The organism is Elioraea rosea (assembly GCF_007644105.1).
GTDB classification, from domain to species: domain Bacteria; phylum Pseudomonadota; class Alphaproteobacteria; order Acetobacterales; family Acetobacteraceae; genus Elioraea_A; species Elioraea_A rosea.
This window is the reverse complement of sequence record NZ_VFAC01000032.1, coordinates 13,476-27,548: the sequence shown is the minus strand read 5'-3', so window position 1 is coordinate 27,548 and position 14,073 is coordinate 13,476. Positions and strand designations below refer to the sequence as shown.

The 14,073-nt window shown below is 70.5% G+C and carries 14 protein-coding genes and 1 tRNA gene; 5 read left to right on the top strand and 10 right to left on the bottom strand.

Annotated elements, in window-relative coordinates; translation table 11 throughout:
• Positions 1-201: 201 nt before the first annotated feature.
• Complete coding sequence (locus FIF60_RS16710; protein ID WP_144299425.1) at positions 202-1,515, top strand: aminotransferase class III-fold pyridoxal phosphate-dependent enzyme; 1,314 nt, start codon at positions 202-204, stop codon at positions 1,513-1,515.
• Entirely contained in the window at positions 1,515-2,027 is a 513-nt protein-coding gene (locus FIF60_RS16705) for a cupin domain-containing protein (RefSeq protein ID WP_144299424.1), read from the top strand. The genes FIF60_RS16710 and FIF60_RS16705 overlap by 1 nt, the downstream gene beginning before the upstream one ends.
• A 4-nt stretch (positions 2,028-2,031) precedes the next feature.
• Here FIF60_RS16705 and FIF60_RS16700 read toward each other — a convergent pair.
• From FIF60_RS16700 to FIF60_RS16685, 4 genes are all read right to left on the bottom strand, one after another.
• Positions 2,032-2,106: transfer RNA gene (locus FIF60_RS16700), tRNA-Thr, on the bottom strand.
• 55 nt (positions 2,107-2,161) lie between these two features.
• Positions 2,162-3,001 (bottom strand): substrate-binding domain-containing protein, encoded by an 840-nt coding sequence (locus tag FIF60_RS16695; protein ID WP_144299423.1) that lies wholly within the window; start codon positions 2,999-3,001, stop codon positions 2,162-2,164.
• 25 nt (positions 3,002-3,026) lie between these two features.
• Positions 3,027-3,749 (bottom strand): ATP-binding cassette domain-containing protein, encoded by a 723-nt coding sequence (locus tag FIF60_RS16690; RefSeq protein ID WP_144299422.1) that lies wholly within the window; start codon positions 3,747-3,749, stop codon positions 3,027-3,029.
• The gene (locus FIF60_RS16685; protein ID WP_239451681.1) at positions 3,749-4,453 is read right to left on the bottom strand and encodes an ABC transporter permease; all 705 of its coding nucleotides are present in this window, start codon (positions 4,451-4,453) and stop codon (positions 3,749-3,751) included. Before FIF60_RS16685 ends, FIF60_RS16690 begins: the two co-directional genes overlap by 1 nt.
• Positions 4,454-4,552: 99 nt before the next feature.
• Here FIF60_RS16685 and FIF60_RS16680 point away from each other — a divergent pair, with 99 nt between their 5' ends.
• Entirely contained in the window at positions 4,553-5,434 is an 882-nt protein-coding gene (locus tag FIF60_RS16680) for a helix-turn-helix transcriptional regulator (RefSeq protein WP_144299421.1), read from the top strand.
• Here FIF60_RS16680 and FIF60_RS16675 read toward each other — a convergent pair.
• From FIF60_RS16675 to FIF60_RS16660, 4 genes are all read right to left on the bottom strand, one after another.
• A complete protein-coding gene (locus tag FIF60_RS16675; protein WP_144299420.1) occupies positions 5,424-7,070 on the bottom strand; it encodes a flavin-containing monooxygenase in 1,647 nt (548 codons plus the stop codon). The two genes, FIF60_RS16680 and FIF60_RS16675, sit on opposite strands and share 11 nt — an antisense overlap.
• A 72-nt stretch (positions 7,071-7,142) precedes the next feature.
• Positions 7,143-7,754: an exopolysaccharide biosynthesis protein gene (locus FIF60_RS16670; RefSeq protein WP_239451680.1), complete on the bottom strand. Its 612-nt coding sequence runs from the start codon at positions 7,752-7,754 to the stop codon at positions 7,143-7,145.
• Positions 7,751-8,965, bottom strand: coding sequence for an SAM-dependent methyltransferase (locus tag FIF60_RS16665; protein ID WP_144299419.1), 1,215 nt, complete (start codon positions 8,963-8,965; stop codon positions 7,751-7,753). Before FIF60_RS16665 ends, FIF60_RS16670 begins: the two co-directional genes overlap by 4 nt.
• 107 nt (positions 8,966-9,072) lie before the next feature.
• Positions 9,073-9,330, bottom strand: coding sequence for a hypothetical protein (locus FIF60_RS16660; RefSeq protein ID WP_204251225.1), 258 nt, complete (start codon positions 9,328-9,330; stop codon positions 9,073-9,075).
• A gap of 486 nt (positions 9,331-9,816) precedes the next feature.
• On the opposite strand from FIF60_RS16660, the gene FIF60_RS16655 reads away from it, so the two are divergent.
• Positions 9,817-10,227 (top strand): hypothetical protein, encoded by a 411-nt coding sequence (locus FIF60_RS16655; RefSeq protein ID WP_144299418.1) that lies wholly within the window; start codon positions 9,817-9,819, stop codon positions 10,225-10,227.
• Positions 10,228-10,254: 27 nt separating this feature from the next.
• Here FIF60_RS16655 and FIF60_RS16650 read toward each other — a convergent pair whose 3' ends face one another.
• The gene (locus tag FIF60_RS16650) at positions 10,255-11,310 is read right to left on the bottom strand and encodes a glycosyltransferase family 2 protein (RefSeq protein ID WP_144299417.1); all 1,056 of its coding nucleotides are present in this window, start codon (positions 11,308-11,310) and stop codon (positions 10,255-10,257) included.
• Between the two features lie 57 nt (positions 11,311-11,367).
• Between FIF60_RS16650 and FIF60_RS16645 the strand changes: the two genes are divergently transcribed.
• Entirely contained in the window at positions 11,368-12,945 is a 1,578-nt protein-coding gene (locus FIF60_RS16645; protein WP_144299416.1) for a glycosyltransferase family 39 protein, read from the top strand.
• Here the strand turns inward: FIF60_RS16645 and FIF60_RS16640 are convergent.
• Positions 12,924-14,060 (bottom strand): AI-2E family transporter, encoded by a 1,137-nt coding sequence (locus FIF60_RS16640; RefSeq protein WP_158639269.1) that lies wholly within the window; start codon positions 14,058-14,060, stop codon positions 12,924-12,926. The genes FIF60_RS16645 and FIF60_RS16640 overlap by 22 nt on opposite strands.
• Positions 14,061-14,073: the final 13 nt, after the last annotated feature.

Here is a 14,073-nt window from a genome sequence, read left to right as displayed (position 1 = left end):
CTCCCAGCCTCGGCATTTTAGGTCAACAACGCTAACCCAACCGGCCTGCTCATGTGGCGTCCATGTCAGGGGGCGATGCGCAGCATAAAGACCTCTGCGACGCATCGCACGACACGGTATTGCTCGCCCCTTCGCCGGGCCTGGACGGTCGCGGCCAGCGTGCCATCATTCCGTTACGGATCGCGCAACGGAGGACCGGGGATGACCACGCTCGCCGCCAACTGGACGCTCGAGGATGCGCTGGCCGAGGAGGAGCGGGCCTTCACCGCCGCCAACCCCGCGTCGCGCGCCCGCGCCACCGCCGCCGCGGCCGTGATGCCTGGCGGGAACACCCGCACGGTCCTGCATTACACGCCGTTCCCGCTCGCCTTCGCCAAGGGCGTGGGCGCGACGCTGACCGACCTCGACGGCCACACCTACCGCGACTATCTCGGCGAGTACTCGGCCGGGCTCTACGGCCATTCGCCGAAGGTGATCCAGGACGCGGCCAAGGCGGCGATCGAGGACGGAATCGTTCTCGGCGGGCCGAACATGTACGAGGCGAAGCTCGCCGCCGCGCTCGCGGAACGTTTCCCCTCAGTGGAGCGCATCCGCTTCACCAACAGTGGCACGGAAGCGAACCTGATGGCGCTCGTCACAGCCCGCGCCGCCACGGGCCGCTCGCGCATCCTCGGCTTCTCCGGCGGCTATCACGGTGGCGTCCTGGTCTTCAAGCCGGGCATGGCCACGAACGTTCCGTTTGACCTCGCGCTTGCCCGCTACAACGATCTGGCCTCCGTCGAGGCCACGCTGGCGCCCGACCCGTCGGCGTTCGCGGCCATCATCGTCGAGGCGGTAATGGGCGCTGGCGGCTCGCTGCCGGCCGATCCTGCGTTCATCCATGGGCTGAGGGAGATCGCCACGCGCCATGGCATCGTTCTCATCCTCGACGAGGTGATGACGAGCCGACTTGGCCCGGGCGGCATGCAGGGGCGGCTCGGCGTGCGGCCCGACCTCACGACCTTCGGCAAGTATCTCGGCGGCGGGTTCAGCTTCGGGGCCTTCGGCGGGGCCGAGCACCTGATGGGCCGCTACGACCCCTACCGGCCCGATGCGCTCGCCCATGCCGGAACGTTCAACAACAACGTCACCTCCATGGCGGCTGGGCTTGCGGGGCTGACGCATCTCTTCACCCCCGAGGCGGCCGAGCGGCTCACTGCGCGCGGCGAGGCGCTGAAGGCAAGGGTGAACGCGGCCGCCGAGGCGGCGGGCGCGCCGGTGCGCGTCACCGGCTTCGGCTCGATGCTCGGCCTGCACCCGACCGATGCCCCGATCGCGCGGCCGGAGGACGTTCCGGATGCGAAGCAGGCGCGCGCGCTGATGCATCTCGCACTTCTCGCGCGCGGCATCTACATCGCCCGCCGCGGCTACGTGTCCCTCTCCCTGCCGCAGGAGGAGAGCGACGATGCGGCCTTCGCCGAGGCGGTCGCCGATGCCGCGGCCCAGCATGGCCGCGTCCTGCGCGAGGCGCTGTGATGGATGCGCCTGAGGGCATGGCGCGGGTCGTCCAGCCAGGCGAGGCGCGCAGCTTCTGGCAGCCCGTGCCGGCGAACGGCTTCGTCGAATGCCTTCTCGATCCCTCGACCGTGGACAGCGACACGCCCTTCGCGATGGGGCGGCAGACGGTCGCGCCCGGCTGCCACGTGCGCGAGCACACGCATGACCGGCACGAGGAGATCATCCATTTCGTCTCCGGTACGGCCACGGTGCTGCTCGACGGGGTGGAGCACCCGGCCGTGCCTGGCACGACGGTCTTCCTCGGCAAGGGGCGCAGGCACGCCTTCCTCAACCGTGGTCCGGAGCCCTTCACCTTCGTGTGGTTCCTGATGCCGTCGGGCCTCGAGCGGTTCTTCGAGGCGATAGGGCGCCCGCGCCAGGAAGGGGAGCCCCCGCCCGAGCCCTTCCCCCGGCCCGCCGACGTCGCCGAGATCGAGCGGCGGACGGTGTTCGGCTGGGCCGACCAGTCCGGCAAGGCGCCGTCAGGCTGAGGAATGGTGCCCGGTGAGGGATTTGAACCCCCGACCTTCGGTTTACAAAACCGCTGCACTACCGCTGTGCTAACCGGGCGCCGGGGCTGTTTCTAGGAGTCGGCTGCCGGGAAGGCAAGCGCGCGGCGGAACGCTCAGGACGTGGGTTCGGCCTGCGCGGCGTTGGGGAAGAAGAGCTGCTCGCCGCCGATCCGGTAGTCGGCGATGGCGCGCTGCCCGGCTGCGGAGACGAGCCAGTCGATGAAGCGCTGCCCCTCTGCCGCCTTCACATGCCCGTGCCGCTGCGGGTTCACGAGCATCACGCCGTACTGGTTGAAGAGGCGCGCATCGCGTTCGACGACGATCCCCAGGTCCTGGCGGTTCCGGAACGAGAGCCAGGTTCCGCGATCGGCGAGGATGTAGGCGTTCTGGGCCGCCGCCGTGTTCAGCGCAGGCCCCATGCCTTGGCCCACCTCGCGATACCACGCGCCGCGCCCGGTGGCGGGATCGACGCCGGCGAGCTGCCACAGGCGAAGCTCCGCCGCGTGCGTTCCCGAACGGTCGCCCCGGCTGACGAACGGCGCCTTGGCCGCGGCGACACGTCGAAGCGCATCGGCGGTGTCGCGCGAGCCGGCGATGGCTGCGGGGTCTGCGGCCGGGCCTGCGACGACGAGGTCGTTATACATCACGTGCCTGCGCTCGACGCCGAAGCCTTCCGCGACGAAGCGCTGCTCTGCCGCGCGGTCATGCACGAAGACGACATCGGCATCGCCGCGCCGGCCGACATCGAGCGCCTGGCCTGTGCCGAGCGCGACGACGCGCACGGCGATGCCGGTCTCGCGCGTGAAGATGGGCAGGATGTGGCCGAACAGCCCCGACTGCTCGGTGCTCGTGGTGCTCGCGACGGTGATCGAACGCTCCTGAGCCACCACCGCCGGCGCGACGGCGAGTGCGAACGCTGCGGCGATGATGGATCTGCGGACAGTCAATGCCATGGTGGAACGGCCCCTCCGTGCATGCTCACCAGATGAGCTCGCCGGTGAGGAAGGCCTTCGCTTCGCTCGTGGCGGGCGAGGCGAAGAAGGCAGGTGCCTCGCCGCGCTCGATGATCCGTCCGCGATGCAGGAACACGATCTCGCCGGCAAGCCGCCTTGCCTGGCCGAGATCATGCGTGGTCATCACGATCTTCGTGCCGCGGGCGGCCAGCGCGGCGACGATCTCCTCCACCGCGCGTGTCGCAGCCGGGTCGAGCGACGCGCAGGGTTCGTCGAGGAACAGGAGCTCCGGCCCGAGCGCTGCGGCGCGGGCGAGCGCGAGCCTTTGCTGCTCGCCGCCGGAAAGCTGCCTTGCTGGCCTGTCCGCCATCTGTGCAAGGCCGACCAGCGCCAGCGCCTCGCGCGCCTTCGCCTCGCGCTCGGCCCGCGGAACGCCGGCAAGGCGAAGCGGGTAGAGCACGTTGGCGAGCGCGCTCCTGCGCAGCAGGACGGGGCGCTGGAACACCATGGCCTGCGCGGGTCCCGGCACCTCGCGGCGGCCCGCGTCGCGCACCGTCCCGGCACTGGGCGCGAGCAGGCCGTGAAGGAGGCGCAGCAGAACGCTCTTGCCCGCGCCGTTCGGGCCGATGATCACGGTCGGCCCTCCGGCCTCGATCGAGAGGCTGATGTCCTCGAGGATGGTGGCGCCGCCCGCTGCGAAGGAGAGGCCTTCGGCGACGAGGGGCAGGATGCTGTCGGGCTTGCGCATCAGCCGGCCCACCGCGACGCGGTGTCGCGCGCGCCCTGCGCAAGCGCGTTCACCGTGACCACGATCGCCATCAGGATCATGCCCAGCGCGAGGGCGAGCGGCAAGTCGCCCTTGCTCGTCTCGAGCGCGATCGCCGTCGTCATCACCCGGGTGAAGCCTTCGATGTTGCCGCCGACGATCATCACCGCGCCAACCTCGGCGGAGGCTCGGCCGAAGCCGGCGAGCAGCACGGTGAGCAGTGCGAAGCGCCCGTCCCACAGAAGCGTCGGCACGGCGCGGGCGGCGCCGGTGCCGAAGGAGCGGAGCTGCTCCTCGTATTCCTCCCACATCGTCTCGAGCACCTGGCGGGCAAGCGCGGCAAGGATCGGTGTGATCAGCAGCGCCTGGGCGATGATCATCGCCGAGGGGGTGAAGAGCAGCCCGAGCGGGCCGAGCGGGCCGGAGCGTGAGAGGGCAAGGTAGACGAGCAGCCCCGCGACCACCGGCGGCAGGCCCATCAGCGCGTTCAGGGCGACGATGATGGCGCGTCGGCCGGGGAAGCGGGCGACAGCGAGGAGCGCTCCGAGCGGCAGGCCCACCAAGGCGGCGATGGCGAGCGCCGTGAAGCTGACGCGTAGAGACAGCAGAACGATCGCGGCCAGTGCCGCATCGCCCGCCGCGATCATCCCGACTGCCGTGCCGAACGCCGCCGAGAGGTCGTTCACGCCCTGTGCCCCATGGCGCAAAGCTGCGCATGGCAGGTGCCTGCGTCAACGCGCGGGCGGCTTGCGGAAAGCGCAGGAATTGCCAGAATCTGCCAGGCGATGCCGGACGTTCTCACCCTTCGCGAGGCGGCGGCCTATCTTCGGCTGTCCGAGCGCTCGCTCTACGCCTTCGCGCGAACCCGCCGCGTTCCGGCGGTGCAGCTCGGCGGGAAGTGGCTGTTTCCGCGCGCGCCGCTCGAACGCTGGCTCGCCGCGCAGGCCGATGCCGCCAGCACCGCCGAGGCTGCCTCTCCCCCTCCGATCCTCGCGGGAAGCCATGACCCGCTGCTCGATTGGGCCGTGCGGCAGTCAGGCTCCGGCCTCGCGCTGCGAACCGGCGGCAGCCTCGACGGGCTCGCGGCGCTGGCCGAGCGCGGGGCGGTGGCCGCGGCGGCCCACCTTCTCGACCCCGACAGCCTCACCTTCAACGAGCCGGCCGCGCGCGCGATGCTGGCGGGTCGCGCCGTCGTCGGCGTGGTCTGGGCCTGGCGCGAGCAGGGGCTGATCGTTCCCGCGGACAATCCGCTCGGCCTCGCGGGCGTGGCCGACCTCGCCGCGCCCGGTATCCGCGTCATCGGCCGCCAGGCGCGGGCGGGAAGCCATGTGCTGTTCTGCCACCTTCTCGCCGAGGCAGGCGTGCGGCTCGACGCACTCGCGCTCCTGCCCGCGCCGGCCCTGGCGGAGGACGAGGTTGCCGCCGCGGTCGCGGAAGGCAGGGCGGAGGCAGGGTTCGGCATCCGCGCCGAGGCGGCAGCCCGGGGGCTCGGCTTCATCCCGCTGATCCGCGAGCGGTTCGATCTCGTCATGGAACGGCGGCACTATTTCGATGCGCCACTGCAGCGGCTTCTCGGCTTCGCGCGAAGCGAGGCCTTCGCTGCGCGGGCCGCGCGCATGGGCGGCTACGACATCGGCGAGGCCGGCGCGGTCGCCTTCAACCTCTGAGCGGGGTGACGGCGAAGCCGCGGTAACCGGAGGCCGCCACCTCGTCGCAGATCTCGCGATAGCGGCCCAGGCCACCGAGATAGGGCATGAACACCCGCGGCTTTCCGGGGATGTTGGCGCCGAGATACCAGGAGCTCTTCGCCGTCGGGTAGAGCGTGCGCTCCGCGACCTCGTTGACATGCGCGGTCCAGTTCCGCGCGGCCTCGCCGGTCGCCTCGATGCGGGCTACGCGGTTGGCCCGCGCCCAGGCTATGGCGGAGGCGATCCACTCCACGTGCTGCTCGATCGCGACTGGCATGTTGGTCAGAACCGAGGGGCTGCCGGGGCCGGTGACGGTGAAGAGGTTGGGGAACCCCTCGACGCCGAGGCCCAGATAGGTGCGCGGACCCTCCGCCCAGGCCTCTGCGAGCGTCCGGCCGCCTGGCCCAGCGATGCCGAGCTTCAGGAGAGGGCCGGTCATCGCGTCGAAGCCTGTGGCGAACACGATGATGTCGAGCGGGATCGTTTCGCCACCGATCACGATGCCGTCTGCGGCGATGCGCTCGATCGGCGTCGCGCGGATGTCGACGAGGCGCACGTTGTCGCGGTTGAAGGTCTCGAAATAGCCCGTGTCGATCGGCGGGCGCTTGGTCGCGAAAGGGTGGTCGAAGGCCGTCAGGAGCTCGGCCGTCCTCGGGTCCTTCACGATGGCGCGGATGCGCTCCCGGATATAGGCGGAGGCCTCGTCGTTCGCGGCCTTGTTCACCATCATGTCGCGGAACGTCGCGCGGAAGGACAGGCCTCCCTGGTCCCAGGCCTGGGCGTAGGCCGCGCGCCGCTCCTCCTCGCTCACCGAGAACGTGTCGCGCTCCGAGATCGTGTAGGGGTGGCCGTTGGTGTTCGAGCGCATCAGCCGCCTCAGCACCGGCCACTCCGCCTTCTTGCGGGCACGGAACGCATCGTCGAGCGGGTGGTTCTGCGCGGGAACCGAGTAGTTCGGCGTGCGCTGGAACACCGTCAGCTGCGCGGCCTCCTCGGCGATCACGGGCGCGGCCTGGATGCCCGTGCTGCCCGTGCCGATCATGCCGACGCGCTTGCCGCGGAAATCGACCCCCTCATGCGGCCACTCGCCGGTGTGCACCCACCTTCCCCTGAAGTCGGCGAGGCCCGGAATGTCTGGGATGTTGGCCGCCGAGAGGCAGCCGACGGCTGTGATCAGGAAGGGGGCCGCGAGGCGCTCGCCGCGATCGGTCGTCACCACCCAGCGGTCACTCGCCTCGTCGAACCGCGCGCCGGTGACGCGCGTGGAGAACGCGATGTCGCGGCGGAGATCGTAGCGATCGGCCACGTGGTTGAGGTAGCGCAGGATCTCCGGCTGGCGCGGGTACCGTTCCGACCAGGTCCACTCCTGCACCAGCGCGTCGTCGAACTGGAAGCAGTAGGACCAGCTCTCGGAATCACAGCGCGCACCCGGGTAGCGGTTCCAGTACCAGGTGCCGCCCACGCCATCGGCCGCCTCGAGCACGCGCACCTTCAGCCCCTGCTGGTTGCGCAACAAGTGCAGCGCGTAGAGGCCAGCGAAGCCTGCGCCGATCACGAGCGCGTCGAACGTCGCGATGCTGGCCTGGGCGTCGGGCGAGGGGGCGGCATCGGGCATGCGTCACCTGCGGGGCGATGGCGTGGACTGCCATCGTCGCGCCCGCGCCCGCCCGCGTCGAGGGGGGACCGATCAGAACAGCGCGAAGGCAGCCCGCCCGGCCTGCCAGGCGATCAGCCCCGCCGCCGCGAGCACCAGCGCGGCGGCACCCAGTGCAATGGCCAGGAGCACGCCGTCCTTCTCCACGAACGCCACGGCGATGAGCATCACCGTCACGGCCGGAGGAAGGTTGCTCATGGGCACGGGAACCAGTTGCACGGTCGCCAGCAGCAGGACCACCACGCCGACGACACGCTTCGTCGCCTCGAACGGTGTATGCCAGCGCGGGCGGATCACCCGTTCGAGACGGAGCAGGACGGGCATCATGCGCGTGACGAGACGATCGAGCCGGCGCGGCTCGAATTGCCGCGCGCCGATGAAGCGGGGAAAGGTCGGGGCTGGCCGGGCCAGGGCCATCTGCACGGCGGGGATCATCAGGACCACCGCGGCAACGACCGAGATGCCTGGAAGCACGGCGATGAGGGACAGTACCAACAGGATGATCCCGAAGGACCGTTCGCCGAGCTGGCGCATCAGCCAGTCGAGCGTGACCGGGGTTTCGCCGGCCGAGGCGGCCAGGGCGGCGAGGACGTGCGAGGTGGGCGCATGCACGTCGCTTGCGGGCATTCCGGGCGCGTCGGTCATCCGCCTGCTTCCGCGGTGCCGGGTGGCCACTGCCTCCTGCCCTTGGTGAAGGTGATGTGGTGCAGGCAGAGGCCGCTCCCTCCGGCGCGGAACCCTTCGATCACGCCCGCGAGATAATAGGTCCAGATCCGGCGGAACCGCTCGGTGAAGCGGGTGGGGTCAAGCGCCGCGATCTCCTCCCAGCGCGCCTCGAAATTGGCGAGCCATGCTTCGGCGGTGCGCTGGTAGTGCCAGCCGAGCTCCTCGACGAGCACGACATGCAGCCCCGCCTGGTCTAGCAGGGCAAGGAGCCGCGGCAGGCTTGGCACGTGGCCACCGGGGAAGACATGGCGGATCGTGAGGTATTCGGTGGGATATTGCCGCATGTAAGCGGTCGTCGAGATCAGCCCGATGCCGCCAGGCTTCAGCGCCTCGGCGATGCCGGCCACCCATTCCGGAAGCTGGCGGAGCCCGGCATGCTCGAACACACCCACCGACACATAGGCGTCATAGCGCGCCTTCTCCTCGGCCAGCGCGCGGTGATCCTTCTCGACGATCGTCACGCGCCCGCCCAGACCGCGCGCATCGATGCGCGCCTGCATCACGGCGTTCTGTTCCGGGACAAGACCGTAATTGACGACTTCGGCGCCATGCCGGGCGGCCGCATGCAGCGCCATCTCGCCCCAGCCCGAGCCGACCTCGACCAGCCTTTGGCCGGGGGCGAGGTGCAGCTTGCGACAGATCGCCTCGCAGCGGCGCCGTTGCGCCGCCTCGAGCGTGTCGGCGTTGCCTTCCCAGAGGCCTTCCGCGTAGAGGCAGTCCTCGCCCAGCATCATGCGGAAGAAGTCGAACGGCAGCCCGTAATGCCGCCGGGCGTTCGCCTTTGCGGTCGCGAGATCGCGGTTGTTGTCGCGCCGTTCCAGCATCATCCGCTTCAGCGTAATCAGCGGGTTCGCGCCGTACCGGTAGGCGCTGCGATAGGCCATGTGCATCAGCGTCGAGACGGGGCGATCGCCCTCGAGCTCGATCTCGCCGTCGAACCAGGCCTGGAAGAAGCCGACATAGCCGAAGAGAACCGTCCGCCGTTCGGCGGAGGGCGTGCGGAATCGGATCGTGACGGAGGGCGCACCCGCCCGGCTCGACCATTCCGTTCCGTCGGCGAAGGTGACGGCAATGATCCCAGGCTGGTCGCGGGCTACCCGGTCGAAGAGGGCACGAAGCAACCGCTTCACGACCACCTCATGCCATCGTCAGATCCTGCACGGACGAAACCATAGCGCGGTCAGACCGGGCGCGGAACCGTTCGCGACACGGTCTCGCAGCCGGTGGGCGCCGGGGGTCAGCCCCTGCGTACGCCCGTCATGTTGGCAAAGACGCGGCGCTGCTCGGTGTCCTGCGCCGGGGCGGGGCTGAGGATCTGGCTCTCGCGGACAACCCGCTCATGCCCGTCATGGGCGCTCTTCACGCGATACTCGCGGTCGCTGCCGTCATTCGGCATGCGCCGGATGACCGTGTAGAGGCCAGGTGGCGGGGCGGCGTCGCCTCGGCCGGAACCGACCTCGACACGCTGTCCGACGTCGTAACGATGTTGTGCCATCAAGGGATGTCCTTCCTGTCATGCTGCTTCCCCGCGCCCTGTGGCGGCGGGGCAACGGTGTTCGCGATTACCCGCGCCGGCCTTCGCTTCCCTGCGCGGCCGTCCTGCCGGGCGCTGGCCCGTGCGGCGAATCGGGTGCCCTGTCCACTGCTCCGGCCGGCAGCGCTTTTCGTCGCGAGGCCGGACGGAAGCGCAAAAACGGCGCGATGGAGCCCGCAGGCTCCGAGCCGATCAGCGGGCTGAGTTTGCACCATCGCCGTCCGCTGCCCCGGGCACAAGCGCAATCGCCGCGTCCCGGACAAGCGCGGGGCAGGCATCAGGCCGGGCCGGCGGAGACATGCCGCGTCACGGCGCGGTGGATCGACCCGCTTGTCGCAGGTGGCAGGCCATTGCGCCACGTCAATGATCCGGGCCGCCGGCCCGGCGCAGGGTCTGTCTCTGCGCACGATTCCGGGGCGGTGCACTCAAAGGAGAAGGGTGAGGTCGATGACGTCGCGCGCTTTGGCCATGCTTGCCCTGTGTCTCGGTCTCGTTGCAATGCCGCCGGACACGCCTGCCTCGGGCCAGGTCCAGTCGGGCACCGTCGGAGCGGAGGTGATCAGGCGGATGCTGGTCGGCCCTGGTGTCTGGCTGCTGAACTGGCCCGATACGACCATCAACTTCATGACGTCCAATGCGACGCTCACCTTCGAGATGCGCGGCCCTGCCCTTGTCGTAAAGATCGAGAACCATCGGGCAAACGTGAGCTGCGAGAAGGAAGTCACCGTGACGCCGGGGAGCATCGTCTTCGACGGCTGCCTTGAGCGTGGGATCGACCTGCGATGGACGCCGGATGACCCGGTTTTCGCATTCCGCGGCCAGAGCTCGTTGCGATGGTTCACGCTGCGGCCGAACTAGGCTCGGCCCGGCCGCAACCGGCCAGCGCTAGCGGCGCGCCGCGCCCGGCCCCGCTGCGGTATCCGCCATCGTCGGCGGCTCGGCGAGTGGAGCGCTGCTGCTGCCCGCGGGCGGCAGGTAGCGCTCGACGAGGTAGAGCGGCCTCGCCTTCACCTCGTTGAACACGCGGCCCAGATACTCGCCGATCACCCCGAGCGTCATCAGCTGCACCCCGCCGAGGAACAGAACCACCGCCATGACGGACGGATAGCCGGGAACCGGGTTGCCGAAGAGAAGGGTGCGGACGACGATCTGCCCGCCGAACAGGATCGCGAACACCGCGACCCCGAGGCCGAGATAGGTCGCGATCTTGAGCGGCATCACGGTGAACGAGGTGATGCCCTCGAGCGCGAGGTTCCAGAGCTTCCAGTAGTTCCACTTCGTCGTGCCCGCCGCCCTCGGCGCGCGGTCATACAGGACGGGCTTGGACGGGAAGCCGACCCAGGCGAACAGCCCCTTCATGAAGCGGTGCTGCTCGCGCATCTTCAGCAGGGCATCGACGGCGCGGCGGCTCATCAGGCGGAAATCGCCCGTGTTGCGCGGGATCTGCACCTTGCCGCCGACATGCTGCATCAGGCGATAGAACAGGTTCGCGGTTGCCCGCTTGATCACCGTCTCGCCCTCGCGCACGCGGCGCTGGGCGTAGACAACGTCGAACCCCTCGCGCCAGCCGGCGACGAGCTCGGGGATCACCTCCGGCGGGTCCTGCAGGTCGACGTCGGTGACGACGACGGCCTCGCCGCGCGCATGGTCGAGCCCGGCGGTGAGCGCGATCTCCTTGCCGAAGTTCCGGCTGAGATTGACGATCGCGACATTGCCGCGCCGGCCACGCAGGCTCTCGAGGATCGCGAGGCTCCGGTCGCGCGAGCCGTCATTGACGTAGACGACCTCCCAGGCCTCGCCCATCGCGTCCATCACGGCGGAAAGCCGGTCGTGGAACTGTGCGACCACCTCCTCCTCGTTGTAGAGGGGGACGACGATCGAGAATGTGGGGGCGGCCGGGCGAGGTGCCGGCGCCCCTCCCTGCAGGGTTGAGGGTGTCATGTCGCGCCGAGCTTACCCCGATGGTTGCAACGGCGCGATGGCGCAATCGGGGCGGCAATGCGGCCGGGCCTGACGCCGGAGGCGCGCGCGACGGGGCTGCTGGGACGTGGGGTACCGGGGCCGTTCCCCCTCATCCTGATCCTCGCGCTCGCGGCGGTGGTTCTCGCTGTGGCGGCGTTCCTCCGTTCCGCGGAGTATGACGAGGGCTACTCGCTCCTGCTTGCCGCGGGCACCGTCCGCCCGGCCTGGCCGGAGGCCGTGTTCGTCGTCGGAGAGGTGCGCGGCATCTATGAAGGGCGGGCGAGCCTCTCTGGCATCCTCGAGGCGCTTCGCGGAACCGACGTCCACCCCCCGCTCTATTTCTGGCTGCTCCGGCTGTGGCGGGATGTCGCCGGCGAGGGGCTGTTCGCCGCGCGGCTTCTCTCCGTCGTCCTCACGCTGGGCGCTCTGGTCCTTGTGCCGGGGATTGCTGCGCGGGCCGGCGCACCGCCCGTGGCGGCGATGCTGCTGTGCCTGTTCTCGTACGCCTTCGCCTATACCGGCATCATCGCGCGCGGCTTTGCCCTCGCACAGCTCCTGACGCTCGCTGCCGCCTGGCTTGCGCTTGCCGAGCGGCGGCGTGCCGATGGCAGCGAGGCAGGTCCGAGCCTCGCCGGTGCCGCCGTGATAGGCGCCTGCGCCGGCCTTGCGACCATGTCGAACTACCTCGCGCTCTTCTGTGCGGCGACGGTCCTCGCCTGGCACGCGCTGTTCATCGGCCTGCGTAGGCCGGCGCACCTCATCGCCGCGGCGCTTCCGTTTCTCGCCGTGCAGGCGGTGAACGTGCCGCTCTTCCTCGCGCAGGACAGGCGGTCGGGCCAGTTCCCGCCCTTCTCCGTCACGGGCGCCGCGGCGCGCACGGCTCAGTGGCTCGCTGCCTCGGTGTTCGGCGGCACACCGCTCCAGGCCGAGGCGCCGCTCTCCTATGCGATCGGCGCCGCGCTCGGGCTGCTGATCCTGCTGCTGGCCGTCGTCATCGTCGCGACCCTCGCATCCTCGCTGCGCCAGCCGGAGGGGCTGCTCGTCTGGGCGTGTGCGCTGGCGCCGCCTGCCGGGCTCGTCGCGCTCGGGGTGATCTTCGGCAACCTCCCGCTCGAGCTCCGCTACTACGCCTTCGCCTCGCCCTTCATCGCGATCATCCTCGCCGGCGCCTTCGCAGCCCTGGCCGAGCGCGGCTGGCCCCGCGCGGCGGGGGCGGGTCTCGCCGTTGTCCTGCTCGCCCAGGCGGCGGGCCTCGCCGGGCTCGGCTTCGGCCAGGGAACGATGCAGCCCGCCCGCGCCGTGGCGCGCGATGCCGCGCCGCTGCTCGGGCCCGACACCGTCGTGGTGGTCGCCCATGGCAATGATGGTGTCGGCATCGCCGGCGCGCTGATCCTCGAACTGCCGGCAAAGGCGCGGGTGCTCGTCGTGCGCGAGCGCGACGACGCCGAGGCAATCCGTGCCCGGCTCGACGGCGCCCGCCGTGCGATCGTCGTCACCACAGCGGGGGATTTCTCGAGCCGCGAGGAGGTGCCGAAGGCGCTCGCCGCAATCGCGGCCGACCCGTCCTGGCGCGAGACCGGCGCGGGGTACAATCAGCGCGTCTTCTCGCGCTGATCCTCGACAGGCGGGGCGAGCGGCGCGTCGAGCCCGAGCCAGCGCCGCAGCATGACGTAGCCGACGCCGAGAAGGGTCGGGCCGAGGAAGATGCCGATCAGGCCCATTGCGATCAGCCCGCCGAGCACGCCGATCAGCATGAGAAGGAGCGGCAGGCGCGCACCGCGGCTGATCAGGATAGGGCGGAGGAAATTGTCCACCGTCTGCACCACGCCGAGGTTCCACACGAGAAGCAGGACCGCCGTCAGCGTATCGCCCGTCGCGTAGAACCAGATCACCACCGGCAGCCAGACGGGCAGCGGCCCGAGCTGGATGATGCCGAAGACGAGCACGCCGACGGAAAGCAGCACCGGCGCCGGCGCCCCTGCCACGGCGAAGCCAATGCCTGCGAGAAGCGCCTGCGCCGCGGCGGTGCCGATCACGCCGGCAGAGACGCCGCGGATCGCCCGCGTGGCCACCGCCAGCGCCTCGGTCCCTTCCGCTCCGCCAAGCCGCGCGGCGAGCCGCTGCGCCATGTCCGCCGCCGCCCTGCCCTGGGCGTAGAGCACGGCGGTGGCGATGGCGACGAGCAGGAACTGCAGCACCGTCGCACCCGCCCCGGCGATCGAGGCGAGAAGCCAGGTGCCGACGGCCGGCGCGACGCGGGCAGCGAGGTCGCCCGCGGCGGAGGCGTCGCCGGAGAAGTGCCGCCAGGTCTCGACCAGCCGCTCGCCGACGAGGGGGATGCCGGCGAGGAAGCCGGGCGGTTCGGCCGGAACCGAATCGATCAGCTGCCGGACCATCTCTCGCAGGCGCGGAAGGCCCTGCGTCACGGCATCGACGGCAGAGATCGCCGGCATGACCACGAGCGCCACCATCGCGAGCGCAAGCAGCGTCGCGACCAGCGTGCGCCGTCCGCCCAGCCGCGCGGTGATCCATTCGAGTGGCTGCCACAGCGTGACGACGATGACGGCCGACCAGACGAGGGCCGGGATGAACGGCGCGACGACCAGCAGGCAGGCGATGAGTAGGGCGATCGGCAGCCCGTAGCCCATCACCTGCTCGAACTTGACGGTGCGCCGGACCGCTGGCTCGCCCTGCCCGGCCTCGTCGCGCTGCTGTTCGGTGCCGCCCATGCCTGCCTCGCCC

Bases quoted from the DNA above. Each gene is read 5' to 3' on its own strand.
- FIF60_RS16650 (WP_144299417.1), bottom strand. From the start codon at position 11,310: ATGACACCCTCAACCCTGCAGGGAGGGGCGCCGGCACCTCGCCCGGCC.
- FIF60_RS16710 (WP_144299425.1), top strand. From the start codon at position 202: ATGACCACGCTCGCCGCCAACTGGACGCTCGAGGATGCGCTGGCCGAG.
- FIF60_RS16690 (WP_144299422.1), bottom strand. From the start codon at position 3,749: ATGCGCAAGCCCGACAGCATCCTGCCCCTCGTCGCCGAAGGCCTCTCC.
- FIF60_RS16695 (WP_144299423.1), bottom strand. From the start codon at position 3,001: ATGGCATTGACTGTCCGCAGATCCATCATCGCCGCAGCGTTCGCACTC.
- FIF60_RS16680 (WP_144299421.1), top strand. From the start codon at position 4,553: ATGCCGGACGTTCTCACCCTTCGCGAGGCGGCGGCCTATCTTCGGCTG.
- FIF60_RS16660 (WP_204251225.1), bottom strand. From the start codon at position 9,330: ATGGCACAACATCGTTACGACGTCGGACAGCGTGTCGAGGTCGGTTCC.
- FIF60_RS16645 (WP_144299416.1), top strand. From the start codon at position 11,368: ATGCGGCCGGGCCTGACGCCGGAGGCGCGCGCGACGGGGCTGCTGGGA.
- FIF60_RS16705 (WP_144299424.1), top strand. From the start codon at position 1,515: ATGGATGCGCCTGAGGGCATGGCGCGGGTCGTCCAGCCAGGCGAGGCG.
- FIF60_RS16670 (WP_239451680.1), bottom strand. From the start codon at position 7,754: ATGACCGACGCGCCCGGAATGCCCGCAAGCGACGTGCATGCGCCCACC.
- FIF60_RS16640 (WP_158639269.1), bottom strand. From the start codon at position 14,060: ATGGGCGGCACCGAACAGCAGCGCGACGAGGCCGGGCAGGGCGAGCCA.
- FIF60_RS16675 (WP_144299420.1), bottom strand. From the start codon at position 7,070: ATGCCCGATGCCGCCCCCTCGCCCGACGCCCAGGCCAGCATCGCGACG.
- FIF60_RS16655 (WP_144299418.1), top strand. From the start codon at position 9,817: ATGACGTCGCGCGCTTTGGCCATGCTTGCCCTGTGTCTCGGTCTCGTT.